At 52.7% G+C, this 22,481-nt stretch carries 20 protein-coding genes and 4 tRNA genes; 20 read left to right on the top strand and 4 right to left on the bottom strand.

The window, feature by feature from the left end; genetic code table 11:
- The first annotated feature begins 28 nt into the window (after positions 1-28).
- The 13 genes from wecB to DES54_RS07475 all read left to right on the top strand — a co-directional run bounded on the left by wecB (position 29) and on the right by DES54_RS07475 (position 10,664).
- Positions 29-1,159 (top strand): non-hydrolyzing UDP-N-acetylglucosamine 2-epimerase, encoded by a 1,131-nt coding sequence (wecB, locus tag DES54_RS07535; protein ID WP_113866062.1) that lies wholly within the window; start codon positions 29-31, stop codon positions 1,157-1,159.
- A gap of 69 nt (positions 1,160-1,228) precedes the next feature.
- The gene (gene wecC, locus DES54_RS07530) at positions 1,229-2,491 is read left to right on the top strand and encodes a UDP-N-acetyl-D-mannosamine dehydrogenase (protein ID WP_113866060.1); all 1,263 of its coding nucleotides are present in this window, start codon (positions 1,229-1,231) and stop codon (positions 2,489-2,491) included.
- The gene (gene rffG / locus DES54_RS07525; protein WP_113866058.1) at positions 2,488-3,555 is read left to right on the top strand and encodes a dTDP-glucose 4,6-dehydratase; all 1,068 of its coding nucleotides are present in this window, start codon (positions 2,488-2,490) and stop codon (positions 3,553-3,555) included. The genes wecC and rffG overlap by 4 nt, the downstream gene beginning before the upstream one ends.
- A gap of 21 nt (positions 3,556-3,576) precedes the next feature.
- Complete coding sequence (gene rffC, locus DES54_RS07520; RefSeq protein ID WP_240634967.1) at positions 3,577-4,335, top strand: dTDP-4-amino-4,6-dideoxy-D-galactose acyltransferase; 759 nt, start codon at positions 3,577-3,579, stop codon at positions 4,333-4,335.
- A gap of 4 nt (positions 4,336-4,339) precedes the next feature.
- On the top strand, positions 4,340-5,470 hold the full coding sequence (gene rffA / locus DES54_RS07515; RefSeq protein WP_113866056.1) for a dTDP-4-amino-4,6-dideoxygalactose transaminase: 1,131 nt from the start codon (positions 4,340-4,342) through the stop codon (positions 5,468-5,470).
- A 1-nt stretch (position 5,471) separates the two neighbouring features.
- Positions 5,472-6,722 carry a lipid III flippase WzxE gene (gene wzxE / locus DES54_RS07510; protein ID WP_113866054.1) on the top strand — a complete coding sequence of 417 codons (1,251 nt, stop codon included), beginning with the start codon at positions 5,472-5,474 and terminating at the stop codon, positions 6,720-6,722.
- The gene (locus DES54_RS07505) at positions 6,719-7,804 is read left to right on the top strand and encodes a TDP-N-acetylfucosamine:lipid II N-acetylfucosaminyltransferase (RefSeq protein ID WP_113866052.1); all 1,086 of its coding nucleotides are present in this window, start codon (positions 6,719-6,721) and stop codon (positions 7,802-7,804) included. Before wzxE ends, DES54_RS07505 begins: the two co-directional genes overlap by 4 nt.
- On the top strand, positions 7,801-9,189 hold the full coding sequence (gene wzyE, locus DES54_RS07500; protein ID WP_113866050.1) for an ECA oligosaccharide polymerase: 1,389 nt from the start codon (positions 7,801-7,803) through the stop codon (positions 9,187-9,189). The genes DES54_RS07505 and wzyE overlap by 4 nt, the downstream gene beginning before the upstream one ends.
- A gap of 13 nt (positions 9,190-9,202) precedes the next feature.
- A complete protein-coding gene (gene wecG / locus DES54_RS07495; RefSeq protein WP_113866116.1) occupies positions 9,203-9,943 on the top strand; it encodes a lipopolysaccharide N-acetylmannosaminouronosyltransferase in 741 nt (246 codons plus the stop codon).
- A 241-nt stretch (positions 9,944-10,184) separates the two neighbouring features.
- Positions 10,185-10,261: transfer RNA gene (locus DES54_RS07490), tRNA-Arg, on the top strand.
- 98 nt (positions 10,262-10,359) lie between these two features.
- Positions 10,360-10,435, top strand: a tRNA-His gene (locus DES54_RS07485).
- A gap of 26 nt (positions 10,436-10,461) precedes the next feature.
- Positions 10,462-10,548 (top strand) — tRNA-Leu (locus DES54_RS07480).
- Positions 10,549-10,587: 39 nt separating this feature from the next.
- Positions 10,588-10,664: transfer RNA gene (locus DES54_RS07475), tRNA-Pro, on the top strand.
- A 151-nt stretch (positions 10,665-10,815) separates the two neighbouring features.
- On the opposite strand, the gene DES54_RS07470 is transcribed toward DES54_RS07475, so the two are convergent.
- On the bottom strand, positions 10,816-11,610 hold the full coding sequence (locus DES54_RS07470) for a transporter substrate-binding domain-containing protein (protein ID WP_113866048.1): 795 nt from the start codon (positions 11,608-11,610) through the stop codon (positions 10,816-10,818).
- A gap of 255 nt (positions 11,611-11,865) precedes the next feature.
- Between DES54_RS07470 and DES54_RS07460 the strand changes: the two genes are divergently transcribed.
- From DES54_RS07460 to DES54_RS07430, 7 genes are all read left to right on the top strand, one after another.
- Positions 11,866-12,936: an iron-containing alcohol dehydrogenase family protein gene (locus tag DES54_RS07460; protein WP_113866044.1), complete on the top strand. Its 1,071-nt coding sequence runs from the start codon at positions 11,866-11,868 to the stop codon at positions 12,934-12,936.
- A 180-nt stretch (positions 12,937-13,116) separates the two neighbouring features.
- On the top strand, positions 13,117-14,481 hold the full coding sequence (gene purB / locus DES54_RS07455) for an adenylosuccinate lyase (RefSeq protein WP_113866042.1): 1,365 nt from the start codon (positions 13,117-13,119) through the stop codon (positions 14,479-14,481).
- A 12-nt stretch (positions 14,482-14,493) separates the two neighbouring features.
- Entirely contained in the window at positions 14,494-15,021 is a 528-nt protein-coding gene (locus DES54_RS07450; protein WP_113866040.1) for a GNAT family N-acetyltransferase, read from the top strand.
- 17 nt (positions 15,022-15,038) lie between these two features.
- Positions 15,039-15,830 (top strand): amino acid ABC transporter substrate-binding protein, encoded by a 792-nt coding sequence (locus DES54_RS07445; protein WP_248290646.1) that lies wholly within the window; start codon positions 15,039-15,041, stop codon positions 15,828-15,830.
- Positions 15,831-15,908: 78 nt separating this feature from the next.
- Positions 15,909-16,580, top strand: coding sequence for an amino acid ABC transporter permease (locus DES54_RS07440; RefSeq protein ID WP_113866038.1), 672 nt, complete (start codon positions 15,909-15,911; stop codon positions 16,578-16,580).
- Positions 16,581-16,589: 9 nt separating this feature from the next.
- Positions 16,590-17,351, top strand: a complete 762-nt coding sequence (locus DES54_RS07435; RefSeq protein WP_113866036.1) for an amino acid ABC transporter ATP-binding protein — start codon at positions 16,590-16,592, stop codon at positions 17,349-17,351.
- 77 nt (positions 17,352-17,428) lie between these two features.
- Positions 17,429-18,586 carry a M20 peptidase aminoacylase family protein gene (locus tag DES54_RS07430; protein WP_113866034.1) on the top strand — a complete coding sequence of 386 codons (1,158 nt, stop codon included), beginning with the start codon at positions 17,429-17,431 and terminating at the stop codon, positions 18,584-18,586.
- Positions 18,587-19,195: 609 nt separating this feature from the next.
- Here the strand turns inward: DES54_RS07430 and DES54_RS07425 are convergent.
- From DES54_RS07425 to hemX, 3 genes are all read right to left on the bottom strand, one after another.
- On the bottom strand, positions 19,196-19,873 hold the full coding sequence (locus tag DES54_RS07425) for a type 1 glutamine amidotransferase domain-containing protein (RefSeq protein WP_113866032.1): 678 nt from the start codon (positions 19,871-19,873) through the stop codon (positions 19,196-19,198).
- A gap of 259 nt (positions 19,874-20,132) precedes the next feature.
- Entirely contained in the window at positions 20,133-21,329 is a 1,197-nt protein-coding gene (hemY, locus tag DES54_RS07420) for a protoheme IX biogenesis protein HemY (RefSeq protein WP_113866030.1), read from the bottom strand.
- 2 nt (positions 21,330-21,331) lie between these two features.
- Entirely contained in the window at positions 21,332-22,459 is a 1,128-nt protein-coding gene (hemX, locus tag DES54_RS07415; RefSeq protein ID WP_113866028.1) for a uroporphyrinogen-III C-methyltransferase, read from the bottom strand.
- Positions 22,460-22,481 lie beyond the last annotated feature (22 nt).

Raw genomic sequence — 22,481 nt, 5'->3', positions numbered from 1 at the left:
GCGTCTAACTTGATTAAAGAGATTCACCGTGAAAGTGTTGACTGTTTTCGGCACCCGGCCTGAGGCCATCAAGATGGCCCCGCTGGTTCATGCCCTGGCTCAGGATGAAGCCTTTGAATCGAGAATTTGCGTAACGGCCCAGCATCGGCAGATGCTGGATCAGGTGCTGCGTCTATTCGATATTACGCCAGATTACGATCTGAATATCATGCAACCGGGACAGAGCCTCAGTGAGATATCCTGCCGCATTCTGACCGGGCTTGAGCCGGTCATGACTGAATTCAAACCCGATTTGGTGCTGGTGCATGGTGATACCACCACAACGCTTACCGCGAGTGTGGCCGCGTTTTATCAGCGTATTCCTGTCGGACACGTAGAGGCCGGGCTGCGTACCGGAAACATCTATTCTCCCTGGCCGGAAGAAGCGAATCGTAAGCTGACCGGGCATCTGGCGATGTACCATTTCGCGCCGACGGAAAATGCCCGTCAAAATTTGCTGCGTGAGCATTTGTCGGATCGACACATTGTCGTCACCGGCAATACGGTCATTGATGCGTTGTTCTGGGTACGGGATCGCATCATTCGTGATGCGGAATTGTGTCGTCGTCTGGATCAACAGTATGCTTTTCTGGATACGACCAAAAGATTGATCCTGGTGACCGGACACCGGCGTGAAAGCTTTGGCGGCGGTTTTGAGCGTATTTGCAGCGCGTTGGCGGATATCGCCAAACGGCATCCCGATACGCAGATTGTTTACCCGGTTCACCTTAATCCTAATGTCAGTGAACCGGTCAACCGCATCCTGAGCGGCATCAACAATGTGATGTTGATTGCGCCGCAGGATTACCTGCCATTTGTTTATCTGATGAATCGTGCGTATATGATTTTGACCGATTCCGGCGGCGTTCAGGAGGAAGCGCCCTCGTTAGGCAAACCCGTGCTGGTGATGCGGGAAACCACCGAGCGGCCTGAGGCGATAGAAGCCGGTACGGTGAGATTAGTCGGCACTGACGTGACGAAAATCGTGGACACGGTTTCCCTGCTGCTGACCGACGAAAACGAATATCAGATGATGAGCCGCGCGCACAACCCTTATGGCGATGGTCAGGCCTGCCAACGCATTGTTGATGCGTTAAAAAATCGCCAGGAGCGATTTTAAACGCCGCTTGCGGCGACCAATACAATGATGGCGGAGCGCCGCCATCACACACGAATTTCAGGTGACGTTATGAGTTTTGAGACAATCTCGGTTATCGGACTGGGATATATCGGTTTACCGACCGCCGCTGCATTTGCCTCTCGTAAAAAGCGGGTGGCGGGTATTGACGTAAATAAAAAAGCGGTGGACACCATCAACCGGGGTGAGATTCACATTGTCGAACCGGATCTGGATGCGCTGGTGAAAACAGCGGTGGAAAATGGTTATCTGCGCGCGTTTAACCAACCCGTTGCGGCGGATGCTTTTCTGATTGCGGTGCCAACCCCGTTCAAAGGCGACCATGAGCCGGATATGGCCTATGTACAGGCGGCGGCTGAGTCGATCGCGCCAGTGTTGAAAAAAGGCGATCTGGTCATTCTGGAATCCACCTCGCCTGTCGGGGCGACCGAGCAAATGGCGCAATGGCTGGCGCAGGTTCGCGCTGATCTCCGTTTTCCACAGCAGGCGGGAGACAAGGCCGACATCAATATCGCCTATTGTCCTGAGCGCGTTTTGCCGGGGCAGGTGATGGTCGAGTTGATTAAAAACGATCGGGTCATTGGCGGTATGACGCCGACGTGTTCCGCCCGCGCCCGCGAACTGTATAACATTTTTCTTGAAGGTGAGTGTGTAGTCACTAACTCCCGAACCGCCGAAATGTGCAAGCTGACGGAAAATAGCTTCCGTGACGTGAATATTGCGTTCGCCAATGAGCTATCGCTGATTTGCGCCGAACAAAATATTAACGTATGGGAACTTATCCGATTGGCAAACCGTCATCCACGCGTCAATATTCTGCAACCCGGCCCCGGCGTGGGCGGACACTGCATTGCCGTTGATCCCTGGTTTATCGTCGCTCAGAACCCGCGGCAGGCAAGACTGATCCATACCGCCAGACTAGTCAATGACGGAAAACCGCTGTGGGTTGTCGATCAGGTTAAAGCGGCGGTGGCGGATTTTCTGGCACAGACGGACAAACGCGCCAGCGAAGTCACGGTAGCCTGCTTTGGTCTGGCGTTTAAGCCGGATATTGACGACTTGCGGGAAAGTCCTGCCGTGGAAATTACGGCAATGATCGCACAGTGGCATGCGGGTACGACGCTGGCGGTGGAGCCAAACGTGAAACAGTTGCCCTCCGTGCTGGCGGGGTATGCGCAGTTGGCTGATACGGCGTCAGCGTTACGGGATGCGGATATCCTGGTGATGCTGGTCGATCACCGCCAGTTCAAAGCGATTAACCCTGAAGATGTTAAACAACAGTGGGTTATTGATACAAAAGGAGTGTGGCGTTGAAACGTATTTTAATCACTGGCGGAGCCGGATTTATTGGTTCGGCTTTGGTAAGACATATTCTGACCGCAACACCGGACAGTGTGGTGGTGGTGGACAAACTGACCTACGCCGGCAACCTGTCTTCGCTGGCCCCAGTTGCAAACAGCGATCGTTTCGCTTTTGAACAGGTCGATATTTGCGATCGGGCGGCGCTGGATCGGGTGTTTGTCGACTATCAGCCTGCCGTGGTAATGCACCTGGCGGCGGAAAGTCACGTCGATCGCTCTATTGATGGTCCGGCGGCGTTCATCGAAACCAATATAGTGGGTACTTACACGCTGCTTGAGGCTGCTCGTCACTATTGGCAAGAGATGGAAGCTGCCGCGAAAGCGGCGTTCCGTTTCCATCATATCTCGACCGACGAAGTCTTTGGCGATTTGCACGGCACCGATGACCTGTTTACGGAAACGACGCCGTATGCGCCCAGCAGCCCTTATTCCGCCTCCAAAGCATCCAGCGATCATCTGGTGCGGGCCTGGCTGCGTACCTACGGCCTGCCGACCATGATCACCAACTGTTCCAACAACTATGGCCCCTACCATTTTCCTGAAAAATTGATCCCGCTGGTGATCCTGAACGCGGTGGCGGGTAAACCGCTGCCGGTTTATGGCGATGGCGCTCAGATCCGTGACTGGCTGTTCGTCGAAGATCACGCCAGAGCGCTGTATAAAGTCGTGTCCGAAGGTGAGGTGGGCGAAACCTATAATATCGGCGGTCATAACGAGCGTAAGAACATTGAAGTCGTGCAGACGATCTGTGACTTGCTGGAAGAACTGGCGCCTAACAAACCTGTTGGCGTGCAGCGTTACCGTGACCTGATCACCTATGTGAAAGATCGTCCCGGCCATGATATGCGCTACGCTATCGATGCCGGTAAAATTGAGCGCGAACTGGGCTGGCGTCCGCAGGAAACCTTCGAATCCGGCATGAGAAAAACCGTCGATTGGTATCTGAATAATGAGGCCTGGTGGCGCAGCGTTCAGGACGGCTCCTACACCAGCGAGCGTCTGGGGTTGAACGACTGAACAGCAAGTTGAGGAGCCAAGATGAAAAATTCTGATCGCAGGCTGACGGCGGAGACGCCAATGTCCTCGGCGGTGTCTGCGATCCGCGCCACGATTGACCCGCTGCACTGGGAAAGCGAGTTTTTCAATCTGAGCAGCGGCAAGTTGAATTTCTCATCCAGCGCACCGGTCCTGACGCCAGCGGCATTGACGCGCTATGCGCTGACGCAGGCGAAAATATCGGCCAATAATCTGGCGCTGGCTGATGCATTGGCGAATATCGGTTTCCGGCTGGTTGAAGGTGAAGTCGACCTCTGTTTGTCTGTGGATGATGCGCCGGCGGCGACGGTATCGCTTCGCCAGCGTCTGGCTGAGCGCGCCGATATTCCGCAACTGCGTCAGGCGGCGGCGCAGGTCTTCTCCCTGAACCGTTTCCGCGCCCCGTGGTATCAGCCAACGGACAGTGGCCGCTTTTACGCCCGGTGGATCGAAAACGCCGTGCTTGGCGCCTTTGATGATCTGTGTCTGTTAATTGAAGACGACAACGGGCAACCACAAGGCTGGGTGACGATCCGTCAGTCTGGCGAGAGGGAAGCGCGTATCGGGTTACTTGGCGTTTTTCCCGGCATCACCGGTCGTGGCGTGGGTTCGCATTTGATGGCGCTGGCTGAAACATGGTGTCGGCAGCAAGGGATACAACGTTTACGCGTCGCGACACAGGTCGGCAATGTGGCGGCGCTTCGTCTCTATCTTCGTCGCGGTGCCCGAATTGAGAGCACGGCTTATTGGTTATACAGGTGATCACATGATTCCGTTCAACGCGCCGCCGGTGGTGGGTACAGAGCTCGATTATATGCAGGCTGCCATGAGCAGCGGCAAACTATGCGGCGACGGGGGGTTTACCCGTCGCTGCCAGCAGTGGCTGGAGCACTATTCCGGCAGCAAGAAAGTACTGTTGACGCCATCCTGTACCGCCTCGCTGGAAATGGCGGCCATCTTGCTGGATATCAAACCCGGCGATGAAGTCATCATGCCGAGCTATACTTTCGTTTCGACGGCCAACGCCTTTGTGCTGCGCGGCGCCAAAATCGTGTTTGTCGATATTCGTCCCGATACCATGAATATCGATGAAACCAAAATTGAAGCGGCGATCACTGATAAAACACGCATCATTGTACCGGTTCACTATGCCGGGGTTGCGTGTGAGATGGACGCTATCATGGCGCTGGCGAAGAAATACGATCTGTTTGTGGTTGAAGATGCCGCGCAGGGCGTCATGTCCAGCTACAAAGGGCGAGTGCTGGGTTCAATCGGCCATGTCGGTTGTTTTAGTTTCCATGAAACCAAGAATTACACGTCAGGCGGAGAAGGCGGAGCGACGCTGATTAATGACCCAAGGCTGATTGAACGAGCGGAAATCGTGCGTGAAAAAGGGACCAATCGCAGCCAGTTTTTCCGGGGACAGGTCGATAAATACACCTGGCGCGATATCGGTTCGAGCTATTTAATGGCGGATATTCAAGCTGCTTATCTGTGGGCGCAACTTGAAGCCGCCCGCCCGATCAATGAGCGCCGTTTACGTCTGTGGCAGAATTATTATGCGGCGTTCAAATCGCTGGCTGATGCCGGTCGCATCGCCTTGCCGACGGTGCCGGCCAGTTGTATCCACAATGCGCATATGTTTTATATCAAGTTGCGCGATGCGCAAGATCGTAGCGCCTTTATCGATTACATGAAAGAAGCCGAAATCCTGACGGTCTTTCATTATATACCGTTGCATGACAGCCCCGCCGGACTGAATTTCGGACGTTTCGCCGGTGAAGATCGTTATACCACGCAGGAGAGTGAACGTCTGGTGCGTCTGCCGTTGTTCTATAACCTGTCAGACGTCAATCAGCGCACGGTCATCAACACTATCCTGAGCTTCTTCGCCTGATATGTCGCTGGCGAAAGCATCAATCTGGACGGCGGGTTCCACGCTGATAAAAATCGCCGCGGGGCTACTGGTGGTCAAACTCCTGGCGGTGGCATTCGGGCCCAGTGGGGTGGGGCAGGCGGGGAATTTCCGCCAACTTATTACTGTGTTGGGTGTATTGTCCGGCGCGGGTATTTTTAACGGCGTGACCAAGTACGTTGCCGAATATCACCAGCAACCGGACCGGCTAACGCCTCTGCTTGGCACCGCCGTTGCGCTGGTGCTGGGGTCTTCCACACTGCTGGCCGCCGTTTTTCTGTTTGCCGCGACGCCCATTGCTAATGCGTTGTTCGGACACGATGAATATCGGGATGTGGTGCGGGCGTTGGCGTTTATCCAGATGGGCATCGCCTACGCCAACTTGTTTCTGGCGATACTCAAAGGCTATCGGGATGCTATCGGGAATGCGCTGGCGATCATCAGCGGCAGCCTGATTGGTCTGGCGGCCTATTGGTTGTGTTTTTCGTTGGGCGGATACCGTGGCGCGCTGGCTGGACTGGCGTTGGTGCCCGCGTTGGCGGGCCTGCCCGCTGGCTGGCTGATGTTGCGGCGTACACCGCTCTCATGGGCGCGGTTAAAACCGGCTTGGGACTCCGTGATTGCCGGTCATCTCGGCAAGTTCACGCTGATGGCGCTGATGACCGCCGTCACGCTGCCGGTGGCCTATATCATGATGCGCAATCTGTTGGCGGCGCACTATAGCTGGGATGAAGTGGGGATCTGGCAAGGGGTAAGCAGTATTTCCGATGCCTATCTGCAATTTATTACGGCGTCGTTCACCGTTTATCTGCTACCGACGCTCTCGCGTCTGACGGATAAAACCGCGCTGGCGCAGGAAATCTTCCGGTCGTTGAAGTTTGTCCTGCCGGTGGTGGCCGCTGTCAGTTTTTGTGTCTGGCTGCTGCGCGATGTGGCTATCTGGCTGCTGTTTTCCAGCCAGTTTACTGCGATGAGAGAGTTGTTCGCCTGGCAACTGGTGGGCGATGTCATGAAAGTGGGCGCTTACGTATTTGGCTATCTGGTGATAGCCAAAGCAGCGCTGCGCTTTTATCTGCTGACGGAAGTGAGCCAGTTTCTGCTGCTTACCGGCTTTGCGCATTGGCTGATCCCCCGGCATGGCGCCTTGGGCGCGGCGCAAGCGTATATGGCGACCTATCTGGTCTATTTTTTGCTTTGTTGCAGCGTATTCATTATTTACCGTAGGCGAGCATGACGACACTGATTCATGTGCTGGGATCGGATATCCCACACCATAACCAGACGGTTTTGCGTTTCTTTAATGATGTTCTGGCAAGCGAATTGCCGGAGCAGCAGGTGCGTCATTTTATGGTGGCGGCGCGTGACGCGTTGCCATCGGCGGATTTTCCGGCGCTCGACATTGAAACGCATGCGGATAAAAAGACGCTGGCGCGGGCGGTGATAGCGAAAGCCAGTGCTGATCCCAATACGCGATTCTTCCTGCACGGGCAATTCAACCCCACGCTGTGGCTGGCATTATTGAGCGGTAAAATCAAACCGACACAGGTGTGTTGGCATGTCTGGGGCGCGGATCTGTACGAAGAGGGTCGCGGTTGGAAGTATCGATTATTCTATCTGCTGCGTCGTATGGCGCAAAAACGCATCGGACACGTCTTTGCGACGCAAGGGGATTTAGCGTGGTTCCGGCAGCGGCACCCTCGTGTTCCTGGTTCCTTGCTGTATTTCCCGACGCGGATGGACCCCGCGTTGACGGACATGTCGGTGGAGAAACCGCTGGCCGGGCCGTTGACGATTCTGGTCGGTAATTCCGGTGATCGCACCAATCGTCATCAGGAGGCGTTGCGGGCTATTCATCAGCAGTTCGGCGCCCATGTGCGGGTGATTGTGCCGATGGGCTACCCCGCCAACAACACGCACTATATTGCGCAGGTTGAGGAAGAAGGGCGCGCGCTGTTTGGCGTAAAACATTTTCAGTTATTGAAAGACCCACTGGCGTTTGATGATTACCTGAATATGCTGCGCACCTGCGATTTAGGTTACTTTATTTTTGACCGCCAGCAGGGTATCGGCACGCTGTGTCTGTTGATTCAGTTTGGCGTTCCTTTTGTGATTAGCCGCAAAAATCCGTTCTGGCAGGATTTGACGCAACAATATCTGCCGGTGTTGTTTTACTGTGATGATCTCAATGAAGCGCTGGTGCGTGAGGCTCAGCGTCAACTGGCCTCCGTTGATAAGCATCAAATCGCGTTCTTTAATCCTAATTATCTGCACGGTTGGCGACAGGCGTTGGCGCTGGCGGCGGGAGAACCAACATGACGCTGGGACAATTTGGCGGCCTGTTTGTGGTTTACCTTATTTCGGTGATTTTTATCCTGACGCTGACCTGGCAGGAGTTCCGTCGGGTTCGCTTTAATTTCAACGTGTTGTTTTCGCTACTCTATCTGCTGACGTTTTATTTCGGTTTTCCGTTTACCTGCCTATTGGTGTTCCGTTTTGGCGTTGAAGTGACGCCGGCGCCGTATTTACTCCAGGCGCTGCTTTCCGCCACGGCGTTTTACGCGATTTACTATGTCAGTTATAAAACCCGCCTGCGCAGGAAAGAGGCAGTTGTCCGTCCGTCTTTACTTACCATGAACCGGGTGGAAACGCATCTGACCTGGATGTTGCTGGCGCTGATCGCGATAGCGACGGTGGCGGTGTTCTTCCTTAATAATGGTTTTCTGTTATTCAAATTGCGTTCTTACAGCCAGATCTTCTCCAGTGACGTCTCCGGCGTGGCATTGAAGCGCTTTTTCTACTTTTTTATTCCGGCCATGCTGGTGGTCTATTTCCTGCGTCAGACACAGCGCGCCTGGCTGTTGTTTCTTATCGGCACGGTGGCATTCGGCATGCTGACGTATGTCATCGTCGGGGGGACGCGGGCGAATGTGATCATCGCTTTCGCGTTGTTTCTATTTATTGGCATTGTGCGTGGCTGGATAACGCTGTGGATGCTGGCGGCGGCGGGCATGTTCGGCATCGTGGGCATGTTCTGGCTGGCGCTTAAGCGCTACGGTATGGATGTCAGCGGCGACGAAGCGTTTTATACCTTCCTGTACCTGACGCGTGATACGTTCTCGCCGTGGGAAAATCTCGCGTTATTGTGGCAGAACTACGACAAGATCGATTTTCAGGGACTGGCGCCTATCGCACGAGATTTCTATGTGTTTATTCCTTCGTGGCTGTGGCCTGAACGCCCGAATCTGGTATTGAACAGCGCCAACTACTTTACCTGGGAAGTGTTGAATAACCATTCCGGGCTGGCTATTTCGCCGACGTTATTAGGTTCGTTGGTGGTGATGGGCGGGGTGATGTTTATTCCGCTGGGGGCGATTACCGTTGGGCTGATTATCAAATGGTTCGACTGGATTTATGCGTTGGGCAAAAACGACAGTAACCGATATAAGGCGGCCATTTTACAGGCGTTCTGCTTCGGGGCGGTGTTTAACATCATCGTACTGGCGCGTGAGGGGGTTGATGCGTTTGTTTCCCGTGTGGTGTTTTTCTGTCTGATCTTCGGCTTTTGCCTGCTGGCGGCAAAATTGCTGTATTGGTTGCTGGAAAGCGCCGGATTGATCAGAGAGCGTCTATCGCGTCCCCGACCACAAACGAGTACGCCGTCAACCGTGTCGCCGGTCCCGCCCACGCGTAGCGTGCTGTAAAGGATTCAGAATGATGGAAGAAAAAGCCGTTATTCCACAGTATTCAATTCGTGGCTTATCTATCCACGGATTTCGCCATATGGCGCAATGTGTTGATTATCTGTTTGCCGATCATCGGGTAAGAACCGGTACATTGGTGGCGGTTAACGCCGAAAAAGTCTTAACGGCTGAGCAGGATAGCGCCCTGCGTACCTTGCTGGAAAAAGCGGATTACCCTTACGCGGATGGGATCAGCATTGTTCGATCGATTCGTCGCAAGTATCCGCAGGCTGAGGTGAGCCGGATTGCAGGCGCGGATTTGTGGGAAGCGTTGATGCGACGTGCCGGTCAGGAAGGCACGCCGGTTTTTCTGGTGGGCGGTAAATCGGAGGTGTTGCAACAAACGGCGGCAAAACTGCGGACGCAGTGGGACGTCAATATCGTTGGTTGTCAGGACGGTTATTTCGCGCCCTCAGCGCGTGATGCGTTGTTTGAACGTATCGGCGCCAGCGGCGCACAGATTGTGACTGTGGCGATGGGATCGCCACGCCAGGAAATCCTGATGCGTGATTGTCGTCGTCATTACCCTGATGCGCTCTACATGGGCGTGGGCGGCACCTACGATGTGTTTACCGGACAGGTAAAACGCGCGCCGCTGGCCTGGCAAAATTTGGGGCTGGAATGGCTTTATCGTTTGATGTCGCAACCGAGCCGTATTTTCCGCCAACTGAAACTATTGAAATATCTTGCTTATCATTACAGCGGACGTTTGTAGGTTTTCTTTATTGGCGATTGGCGCGCCGACTTTTCCTGTCGCCTTGGCCATTCCTGTCCTGAAATTGGATAAAAAAGGGCGGTAATCAGCGTGAAATCATCGCTTTTTGGGGAGAGAAGCATTGATTTGTACGTTATTTAACTTGAAATGAGCAAAGCATAAGCAAACACATCAATTCGATAAAAAAGCACTAGACAGGCACTCGTTAAATCCGTAGTATCCCCTCCCGCAACGGCGCTACGCGCCCGTAGCTCAGCTGGATAGAGCGCTGCCCTCCGGAGGCAGAGGTCTCAGGTTCGAATCCTGTCGGGCGCACCACTAAGTTGTGTGCAAGAGCTGCGGTGGTACAATTACCCCGTAAAGGAAGTACCGCGTAATAAAGCAGTAAAAGTTCGTGTAGTAAAGCGTGGTTTATGGTGGTTATAGCTCAGTTGGTAGAGCCCTGGATTGTGATTCCAGTTGTCGTGGGTTCGAGTCCCATTAGCCACCCCAGATTCAAGTTTGTGATTGATGGTAATGCGAAGGTGGCGGAATTGGTAGACGCGCTAGCTTCAGGTGTTAGTGTCTTAACGGACGTGAGGGTTCAAGTCCCTCTCTTCGCACCACACAAACGAAAAGCATCAGTGATGCTAAAGCAGTATATTCGGCGAGTAGCGCAGCTTGGTAGCGCAACTGGTTTGGGACCAGTGGGTCGGAGGTTCGAATCCTCTCTCGCCGACCATACATTTAAAAAAGCACATCGAAAGATGTGCTTTTTTTTCGCCTGCGATTTTGCATTATTAATTAGGCTTGAGCGATGTTATCCCTCTGGGATCGCCAAGGGTAGCATGGCGCCCCCGGCAATTCGCTTCGTTTTCTTATCGTCCCGTCGATTAATTTGCCAATACCTGATCGCTGCCGAAATATTTCTCCGCCAGTATTTTCAATTGACCGTTCTGGCGTAATACATTGAGTTTTTCATTAAAGCCAGCGAGGAGTTTTTCTCCTTCAGGCGTTTTGGCAAAAGGAAAACTGACCTGTTCATTGGACAGCGGTTCGCCCACCAGTTTGAGCGGTAACTGATGCTTGTTGATTTCCGCCAACAGGATCGGGCGGGAATTCACATAACCTTGCACTCGGTTATTCACCACATCATTAACTGCGGCATCACGGGTTTCATAGGTACGGATAGTGACGCTGTTATCAGGAAAGGCATTACGCAGGTTCGCGACATGCGTCGATCCTAATACGCCTGAAATGGTTTTGCCTTTTAAGTCGGCTATCGACTGAATGTTTTCATTTTTTACACTGGTGACGATTTGCGACGCATAAGTTAAATAAGCATCGGAAAAATTGTATTTTTTCTGGCGTTCGGTGGTGTTGACGAAATTATTTGCGATGGTGTCAAGTTTGCCCGCTTCTAATTGGCCCAATAATCCGCTGAAATCGGCGGTTGTCCACTGAATCTTGTATCCCAACTCTTTGGCGATGGCTTCCGCTACATCCACGTCATAACCGACTAATTTATTATTTTCTTTATAAGAGCCGGGAAAGCTTTGTCCGGTGGTGCCGATCCGCAGGGTATTGTCCTGATCGGTGGAGGCTTGATTATCACACCCGGTGAGCGCAACGGCTATTACGATGGTTAACAGTATGGTTTTCAGGCCTGGGGAGAATGTTTTTTTCATGCTGGCGTTCCTGTTTGAAATTAAATTGGACACCGCTTTATCATCACATTGTTATTTAAAGGGGCCCGAGGCGGTGTATCCGCAACGGACTATATCATCCGCAAAAAAGCGGGATTTATATCTTAACGTTATAATTTATTCCTTTTACTTGCATTACAAATCTGCGGGGGATTCTTACTATGACTACCTCTTGCGATTTGAATTGCCGGTAACGTAAACGGTGGTTATGGGTAAAAAGAAAATGAAGGAATCCTCGTGTTAGCCATAAAATCCCCCCTCGCCTATCACCATCAGGCTGGTTTATGCAACCAGGTGGGTGAACTGATACGCGTATTTGCTCAACGCATTGCCATCTTGACCAGCCCGCGAGCCTGGCAAGCGGTAGAAGCATCGGTGACGGCCAGTCTTGATAACCACGGGATCCAGTTTGAGGTGCATTTTCTTACCGGCGAATGTACCCGCACGGCGGTGGAATACCACCGGGAACGCATCGCGCAGCAGCAAATTCAATTTGTTTTGGGCATAGGCGGCGGACGTGTGCTGGATTGCGCCAAAGCGGTCGCGGATGGTCTGGATAATGGGCAAGTGGCGACGCTGCCAACGATTGCCGCCACCTGCGCGGCGTGGTCGCCCATCAGCATCCTCTATGATGAACAGGGCGGTCATCAGGGAAACTATCCGTTACAACGGATGCCGGTCATGGTTCTGGTGGATAGCTCGGTGATTGCGCGCAGTGATGCGCGTTACCTGAAGGCGGGGATCGTTGATGCGCTGGCCAAGTGGTATGAGTTTCAACCCTATCAGCAAAATAATGGCGACAGTCTGGCGCTGAATCTCAAAATTCAGGCGGCGGCTTTCGCCCGCGATACCTTTGAGCGGTGGGGTGAACAGGCCGTGCGCGATAATCAGGATCAGCAAGTGACCATCGCGCTGCAACACGTCATCGATGCCAATATTGCTGGCGCGGGATTAGCCAACAGCATGCGTGACGAAGACCCTTCGCCGGGGGTGGCGCACGCTATCCATAATCGCCTGACGCACTTGCCCGAATTGCATCATTGGCTACATGGTGAAAAGGTCGGATTCGGATTATTGGTGCAATCGATCCTGGCGCGAGGCGACGGGCGGCCCGATAACGAATTACTGGCGCAATTACGCCGTTACGATGCGCCATTGACGCTCTGCGCGCCAGGAGAGCAGCAGCCGGAGATCGCGAAATATCTGGCGAGTAGTTTCAAATTCCCGGCGGCCAGCGCCGACATGTTGCCGTTCTCGTTGACGCCAGAGGCAATAGAACAGGCTATTCTGGCTGCTGAGAAGCTATAATAGAAACGTTGTAAGAGCGGCGTATCGATTTTATGGCAGAAATGGTAGGGTAGACCCCTGATTTTCTGGATCTAAGATAGATCCAGAAAATATATGGGGGCTATGGGCTGCATGTTATATTCCCAAAATTAACGACAATAAAATCCCGCCTGATAAATCCAAATAAACGAGTAATTCTATATGGCATCACATCTTATTGATTTTCTTCTTATAGGGAATAATTTTGGCACGCCTGAAATGCGGGACGTGTGGTCGGAACATAATCGTCTGACAAAGCAGGTTGAAGTGGAAGTCGCGCTGGCGCTGGCTGAAGGAGAGCTTGGCGTCATCCCGCAGGATGCGGCAAATACGATTGCCGAAAAAGCGGACGCCAGCACGCTGAATGTTGAGGACATAGCTAAAGATGCGGCCCGCATGAAGCATTCTCTGATGCCGACGATCACCGCCATCCAGAAACAGTGCGGCGCGGCTGGCGAGTTTATCCATTACGGCGTAACCACGCAGGATATTGTTGATACAGCCACCGTTCTGCAATTAAAGCACTCTTTTGACATTGTTTTCCGTGATACCCAACTGTTGGCGGTTGAACTGAAACGTCTGTCGAAAAAGCATCAATACACGCTGATGACTGGCCGCACGCATGGTATGCAAGCGCTGCCGACCACGTTCGGTTTTAAGCTGGCGGTCTGGTTGGATGAGTTTATCCGCCATCTTGAGCGCCTGAGTGAGATCAAGGAACGCGTGCTGGTGGGTAACATCAACGGCGCGATCGGGACCTATGCGTCCTTCGGTGATAAAGGGCCGGAAATCGAGCGTTTAACGCTGGATAAGCTGGGCCTGAACACGCCAAACATCGGCTGGCAGTCCGCCCGCGATCGTTTTTCCGAGTATGCTTCCGTTGTGGTGTTGATCAGCGGTACGCTGGGTAAGATTGGCAACGAACTGTATAACCTGATGCGAACTGAAATCAATGAGATCGAAGAACCTTTCTCAGAAGGTAAAATCGGTTCAACCACCATGCCGCACAAACGTAATCCGGCGGCGCTGGAAGGGCTGGCAAGCCTGACCGCGCCAGTGTTTAAAAGCGCTGCGCTGATCCATGAATCGATGAAAGTGGAACATGAGCGCGATGCGATGAGTTGGCGGGCGGAGTGGATCGCCTTACCGGAAATCAATATCTACTTGTCGGCACAGCTTCAGAATGCGCTGGGTATTCTGCGCGGTATGTCGGTGAATGAAAAACAGATGCTGGCGAACCTGGAACTGCAAAACGGCTTGCTGCTGTCTGAGAAGGTGATGTTTGAGATTGGCAAACGTCTGGGTAAACAGACGGCGCACCATCTGGTATACGAGTGCTCCATGCAGGCATTCGAGCAGAACCAGTCATTCAAATCGGTTCTGTTGGCGCACCCGGTGTTATCGCAACAACTGACGTCCGCCGAACTGGAAGAATGGCTGAATCCGGCTAACTATCTGGGCAGCGCGCCTCAGAAAGTGGATGACGTGATCCGCTATGCGGATAACTCCGGCTTACTGCCCGCGTAAAAAGGTAACGTCATGAGTACTGTATTTCGCCAGGCGACGCTGGAGGATGATGAATCCTTTCTGGCTTTGGCATTGGCCGCTTTTGAACCGATACGGCGGTTAGGCATCAATTTTTCCGCCGCGCATGCGGATATTGAGATGGTGCGTAGGCATATCGCTTCACATGGGGTGTATGTCATGGAGAAAGACGGCACTATGGTGTCGTCATTCACCATCCGCTATCCCTGGGGGCCGGAGCCCGGCCCTTATGGTTTGCCGCATCTGGGGTGGTTCGCCACCCACCCGGACTATAAAAAGCAGGGGTTGGGCAGGCAAATGATGGCCTGGCTTGAGCAAAATGTTTTGATTGCTCAGCTTAAGGCGCCCGCCGTATCGTTGGGAACGGCGCAAAGCCATCCGTGGTTGGTCGAGATGTATAAAAATTATGGTTTCAGGGAGATCGGGCAAGCCAATTTAGGGAAAGGGCACCTGACGATTTATATGGAAAAAATCTTTGATGACCAACGCTATGACCAGTGGAAAAAAAGAAATTCAAGATGAGAGGCATGCAAGTGATAATGAAAAAATTAACGTTGTCTGTTATTGCACTGACGATTGCCTTTCTTGTGGCTGGCTGTGATCCTCAGGATGGCGCGGCGCAAGGTGAGAAAGTATTGAAAGTGGGTTCGACAGGTCAGAGTTATCCCAGTGGTTTCAAGCAGGATAACAAACTGGTCGGTTTTGATGTTGAGGTCACGGAAACTATCGCCAAGGATCTGAACTACAAGATTGAGTGGGTGACGGCTGATTTCAGCGGTCTGATGGGACAACTGGAAGCGGGTAAGCTGGCTACGGTAGCCAATGTGGTGGCGATCACGCCGGCGCGTCAGGAGAAATACAATTTCGCGCAGCCTTACAGCTATTATGGTAGCCAGATTGTCACCCACAAAGATAATACGGCGATTGATTCGCTGGATGATCTGAAAGGAAAAACCGTTGCCGGGGTGCTGGGGTCCAACCATGTTAACAACCTGAAGAGTGCCTTTCCTGATGGCAGCGTGACTATCCGTACCTATGAAACGCGTGACGGCGCGATGAATGATGCGTTGTCCAAACGCGTGGAAGGTTACGTGAACTCCCGTCCGATTCTGCTGGCGGAGATTAACAAGCGCAATCTGCCATTCAAGTTGGTCGGTAACTCGCTGGTGGTGGAAGAAGTCAGTTTCCCGTTCCATAAAAACGAACAGGGCGACGCTCTACGTAAGCAGTTCGATGAAGAACTGAATAAAATGCGTGCTGACGGGCGTCTGAAAGCGCTGGCGATAAAATATTTCGGTGAAGATATCACCACGCCGCCTTCCGCGCCGTAATTCGTGGCAGTCTCACGACAATTTTAATGCCATCGCTACGGTCTTGACCGCACGATGGCACTATCAATGGTATGACTCATGAATATCGATTTTGCTTACCTGCTAAAAGTCTTTCCCCAGGTATTGAGCTATTTACCCACCACGTTGCTGCTTGCTGTGGTGTCGATGTTTTTTGCCATGATTATCGGCCTGGTGCTGGCGCTGGTGCGTGAATCCAAAAACATCATCGTGGTGAAAATCGTGGAACTCTACATTTCTTTGTTCCGCGGTATCCCTTCTCTGGTGCAGTTATTTATCATCTATTTTGGTTTGCCGCAGCTTTTCCCAGGGTTATCCAACCTGGATGCGATGTCGGCCGCCATCATCGGTTTCAGTCTGAAAAACTCGGCTTACATGGCGGAAATATTCCGTGCGGCGTTGGCTTCGGTGGATTACGGTCAGACAGAAGCCGGGTTATCCATCGGGATGAACAAGGCGCAGATTTACCGTCGTATCGTGCTTCCTCAGGCAATGCTCAATGCGTTGCCCGCGACAGGCAATACGTTTATTTCTTTGATTAAAGACACGTCGGTGGCCTTTGCGCTGGGGGTATCCGAACTGTTCGCCGAAGGCAAGATGATTGCCGCAGAGTCGTTGCGTTTCTTTGAGACCTTCCTGGTTGTCGGTCTGATTTACTGGCTGGTGATCATTGTTTACGCCTGGCTGCAAAAGCAGTTGGAAAAGAAACTGAATCACTCGCTACAGCGATAAGGGGCTGAAATGATCAGTGTAAAAAATCTCACTAAAAGCTTTGGCGATCAGGTGGTGCTGGAGAATATCAGCCTGGATATCGCGCAGGGTGAAGTCGTCGCCATTATCGGACCTTCCGGCTCCGGTAAATCGACCTTATTGCGCTGTCTGAACCTGCTGGAAAAACCGGAATCCGGCACGATTGAGATCGGTGATCAGCGGCTGGATACGCGCAATTATTCCACCAAGGATGCCTACGCGCTACGTCGCCAGACCGCGATGGTATTTCAGAACTACAACCTGTTCAAAAACAAGACGGCGCTGGAAAACATCACGGAAGCGCTGATTGTGGTGAAGAAAATGCCCAAAAAGCAGGCCACAGAGATGGGGCTTGCGCTGTTGGAGCAGGTCGGTCTGTTGCCGCAGGCGGCACAGTATCCGGTGACGTTATCCGGCGGACAGCAGCAGCGCGTCAGTATTGCGCGCGCGCTGGCGGTGGATCCGAAAGCGATCCTGTTCGATGAGCCAACGTCGGCGTTGGACCCGGAACGCGTGCACGAAGTATTGCAGGTCATTCAGAAGCTGGCGAAAAACAAAACCACCATGGTGATTGTGACGCATGAGATGCAGTTCGCCAAAGAAGTCGCCGACCGGGTGATCTTCATGGCTGAAGGTCATATTGTGGAGCAAGGTCCGGCGGAAAAAGTGATCAGTTTTTCTGATAATCCGCAGACACAGCGTTTCCTGCGCCAGTTGACCAAGCTCCCTGAACCAGTTGAGTACGATATTTAACTGAAAAAAAAGTACCCTGACGGCCCGGTACAACCTGGATGCCCGTACATAGAGCGGACAACGTGGAGTAAGCATTAATGAAAATAGCATCTCAGCATGAGCCGCTGGCTCAGTTTATTCAGGCGTTTCGCCACGATTTGCATCGGCACCCTGAATTATCAAACGAAGAATTTGAAACGACTCGCAAAATCAGAGACGTGCTGGAAAAAGAAGGTATCCGTATTCTCGATTTGCCGCTGAAAACAGGACTCGTCGCCGAAGTGGGCGGACAACAAGACGGCCCGTTGGTGATCGTTCGTTCCGACATTGATGCGCTGCCGATCGAAGAAGAGTCTGGTGTGGAATTCACCTCAACCAGCAAAGGCGTCATGCATGCCTGCGGACATGATTTTCACTCTTCCGCCGCATTGGGCGCGGCTATCCTGCTGAAGAAAATTGAACCTGAGCTAAAAGGTACGGTGCGTATTCTGTTTCAGGCCGCTGAAGAAACGGGACTGGGCGCCCCGCAAGTCATCGCCACTGGCGCGTTAGACAACGCGGCGGCAATCTTTGGCATTCATAACGATCCGACATTGCCCGTTGGCGTGATTGGCGGTAAAGATGGCGCATTGACGGCGGGCGTGGACCGGTTTGAAATCAAGATTGCGGCGAAAGGGTGCCATGCGGCGAAGCCGCATGAAGGAAATGATCCGATTATCATTCTTGGGCAGTTGATTTCATCGGTGCAGACCATCATCAGTCGCACCGTTCCGTCTGATAACAATGTCGTGGTGTCGATCACTCAGGTGCACAGCGGCAGTACTTGGAATGTAATCCCTGATACGGCTTATCTTGAAGGAACGGTAAGAACATTCAGTCAGGACGTGCGTGAGTTGATTGAACAGCGCTTTCGTCAGATTGTGGCTGGTATCGCCAGCGCCTTCGCCGCCGAAATTGAGTTTATCTGGCACGCCGGGCCGCCATCGGTGGTCAATACGGCGGAGTGGGTCGATTTCGCTCTGAAAGTGGCGATTGAAGAAGGCTTTGAAGCGCGTCGTGTCGAGGCCAGCCCGATCGGTGAGGATTTCGCGTTCTATCAGCAAAAGCTGCCTGGCACCTTTATGATGGTGGGCTCTGGCGGCCCGTATGCGCTGCATCATCCTAAATTCCGTGTGGATGACCGCGCGTTGTTCCCAACGGCTCACTATCTGTACCAGATGGCGAAACAGAGTCTGGAGCAACTCGCTCAGGCATAAGCGTCGGCGCCTCCGGCCTGACAGTGAGTCATGCCGGAGGTGAACATAGGGATTGTTGCGATTTAACGACAAGGGCTGCGCTGAATGTCGCCGAAAGGTGACGTATAATTTATTGATTAATAAGAGCTTAGCTGTAAATTTAGTAATCTGTCTCTTGGCAGCGACGTTTTTTGTCAACCCTCTGGCTTATTCTTCGCTCGTTTTTCTCGTCGTGTATCGTTCGCAGGAAAATAAAAATATCTTTTTTATCAGTGGATTATTATAGTCTGATGCCTTTGTGGTAATTGGGATGTGCAAGTTGGCATATTTTGTGCTTAAATATAAGCGTAGATGCTCATTCCACCTTCTATGTTTGCTTAGGCTTCATAATCCTGGGAATGACGCAGAGCCAATTTAAGGTGCCTATCGTCCAACTCCAGATGAAGATGTTTCTCCATCGGATTTTCCCGGACATAACGTTGAGTGAGGCGCCATACTGTTGTCTTACAGACCTGATTTTTTTAACGCTTATCATTTATTGATAAGCGTTTTTTTTCACTATTTTTTCGCCATAAATAAAAACGGCGCTGAATCTATATTCAGTGCCGACAGAATATGACCGGGAACGTTTCAGGCCAACAGTTTTAGCAATGCGGCGGCGACTGGTGCGGAACTGGCAGGGTTTTGCCCCGTCACCAACAAGCCGTCAGTCACCACATAGGGCTGCCAGTCCGCGCCTTTCTCATACAGCCCGCCTTTTTGTTTAAGTTCATCCTCAACCAGAAACGGCACAATATTCGTCAACTGCACGGCATCTTCTTCGGTATTGGAAAAGCCTGTGACCTTTCGGCCTTTGACCAGCGAGTCGCCATCGGCGCCACGGACATGACGCAACACGCCCGGCGCATGGCAAACCACCCCGACGGGTTTACCGGCCTGAGAGAACGCTTCGATCAAGGCGATGGAGTGACGATCTTCGGCCAAATCCCACAGCGGACCGTGACCGCCAGGGTAAAAGACGGCATCGAAGTCCGTTTCTTTCACCTCGGATAACCGTTTCGTCGAGGCCAGCGCCGCTTGTGCTTCAGCGTCTTGTTTAAAGCGATCGGTGTCCTCGGTCTGAGCATCTGGTTCATCGCTTACGGGATCGAGCGGCGGTTGCCCACCTTGCGGTGAAGCCAGCGTGATAACGGCGCCGGCATCTTTAAACGCATAATAAGGCGCAGCGAATTCCTCCAACCAGAAACCCGTTTTCTTGCCGGTATCTCCCAGCCGATCATGTGAGGTTAACACCATCAATATCTTCATCTTTTACTCCTGGTATGCTGGATTCGTCGTGACAGGTTTTGTAATGGCAGCGAGATAAATACATGCCGGTTGCCTGACATTCGCTTTTGAACCATGAATATTCACTTATCCTTAAAGCATAGCAGACAGAATAAGTGCGCTATCACGGTCATACATTGAGGACAATGCGGGTAAATCAAGAGGCGGGGGGAAAATTAAGACAATTCATAATGATAGGGCATCAGAATCATGGGGCGTCCCTATCGACGCCCCATGGCGTTTACTCTGACGAAGGCTGCTGTAACGTCAGCAATAAACCTTCTCTGCGCATTTGAGCGGCTTCCTCCGGTAAATGAAGTCGATCAAGCGCATCCGCGCGCCAGGCGTAGTCATACGCATCCGGCCGTTGTGCCAGCGCGTCCCGGAAAGCATCGCTGGCCTGTTGCCACTCGCCATGTTTCATCAACAATTGCCCCAGCGTACTGCTCAGCAACGGCGTAGCGCCGTGCTGCTTGATGTGCTGACGCAGCATTTTTTCCAGTTGGTCCGGGTTGCCCGCTTTAAGACGCGGCATCAACAGAATCAGCCGTTCGTCATACTGGCGCTTGAGCCCATCAAGGATAATTTTCTGTGCGGTATCATGGTCGTCGCATTCAATCAAATGTTCGACCATCGCCACTTGTAAAGGCACTTCATGACGAACTTTACGACTTTGGCTGTTCCACCATTGCTTCAGTCCTTCATTACCGCCATCCGCCATGGCTTGATCCATCAGGCCGATGTAAGCCTGCTGTTGCAGTTGCCGGACATGCGCTTCGTCATAAGAAGGCAGTTTGCGCATGGCGGGCAGAATATCCAACAACGCGCTGTAGGCATGAGTGCGCAAAAACGCCTGCTCAGCCAGACGCAAGACTTCGGGATGACGAGGGGCGACTTCCAGCAGGCGGTCGACGCCATGACGCGCGGCATGATCTTCATGGCGCGCCAACTGAATACGCACACGGGTGATATCCACCGGTAGCGGGTCGCTATCGGCAATTTCCGCCGCTCGTTCCAGATATTGTTTGGTGCGGAATTCATCGCCGCGCTGTTGAGCGGCTTCCGCCGCCAGCAGGTAATTGACCACCGGCTGTTCGGCATGATCGGCATTGCGCGTCATTAATTTCTCAACCTGTCGATAATCTCCTTCCGCCAGTTTAAGCAACGCCGCTTTGGTCTGTTTTCTGGCCCGGTTGCGCTTACGGCCAAGGAACCAGCCCCGCGTGCGCGCTCCGGTACGAAAAACGCGACGGATAATCCATTCGACGGCCAGCAGGATCAGGAACAGCAACACCAGCATAATCGCCAGACCGGTCACGCTGGTTTCAATGTTGTAGTTGTCCGTTTGAATCAGCACATAACCTTGATGACCGGCCACCATCGGGCCGAGCACCACGCCTGCAATCAGCAGCAGAAACAGCAACAAGACTCTCAACATGTTCAGCCCTCCTGCTGTATCGCCGGCGTCTGTGCCAGCAAGTTACGGACTCTGGTCTGCATCAGTTTTTCCAGCAACGGCTGACTTTGCAATTCGGCAGGCACATCCATCGAGATCGATTGTTGGCTCAGTTCATCAAGCTGATCCAGAAAGGCCTGAGTCGTTGGGTCTGTGGTGTCGAAATAAGCTCTGACCCATGTGGCGGCGGTTTCCAGGGATTGTTTATACACTTCATTCTGATGACGCGGGATCGCCTGCGCCGCGACCAGCAAGCGCGAACGGATATTCTCGCGCAAATACACATCCTGGCTGGGTGCTAACAGCGGTTCCTCCGCGCTGTCCCGGCGGCGAACGGTAATGAAGTCAGTCAGAAAGTTGCGCCAGCTTTTGCTGAGGTTCTGCCGCCATTCGCTGAGCGAAGCGGATAACTCCGTGCTGTTTTCATCCATCGGCGCTTCGTCGATATCGTTATCGGCCAGACGCAGGTTATCTATCTGATCGGTCAATTGGTTCACTTTGAGAATGATACCGTCGAAATCGATTTGACTGACGCTAGCCAGCGCGCTGATATCATTGGTCAGCGCGCGGCGAACTTCGATCAGGCTTGGATCGTTCATTTCCGCCAGACTGTTATCCGCGCTTTTCAGTAACGCGCCGGCCGTGGTGACGTCTTTATCACTCCATAGTTTTCTGGCGGCCATTTTTACCAGAAAATCAGATTGCGTCAGCAACCAGGTGTTGGTGTCGTGATTGGACAATGCCGCCAGCTTTTCACGTAGTTCATCCGACTGACGCGTTAAGGCGTTAAGACGCTGTTCGGCCTCTTCCTGCACTTTGGTATGTTGCTGCTGCGCATCTTGCCACTGCTGGCGTTCCTGCTGTTGCTCTTGTTGTAGCGAGCTTAACCGGGATTCCAGCCGCACAATGGCGGCAGACGTTTGTTGGGCCTGCTGCTGGCTGTAATAGTAAAGTCCGCCGCTCAGCGCCAGCGCAATAATAATCGCGATAGCCCCCAGCAGGGCGCCTGTTCGTTTGGCTGGTTGCGGTGCGGGATCCTGTGGCTGATGAGCGGGGTCAGCCCGCTCTGTAACCTCTTCGGACGGGGCTGTTGGGGTATTGTGTTCCGTCATAATGGTACATCCCATGATCAGG

The organism is Brenneria salicis ATCC 15712 = DSM 30166 (genome assembly GCF_003315515.1).
GTDB classification, from domain to species: domain Bacteria; phylum Pseudomonadota; class Gammaproteobacteria; order Enterobacterales; family Enterobacteriaceae; genus Brenneria; species Brenneria salicis.
The sequence above is the reverse complement of the archived record's forward strand: the minus strand, read 5'-3'. Positions and strand labels throughout refer to the sequence as shown.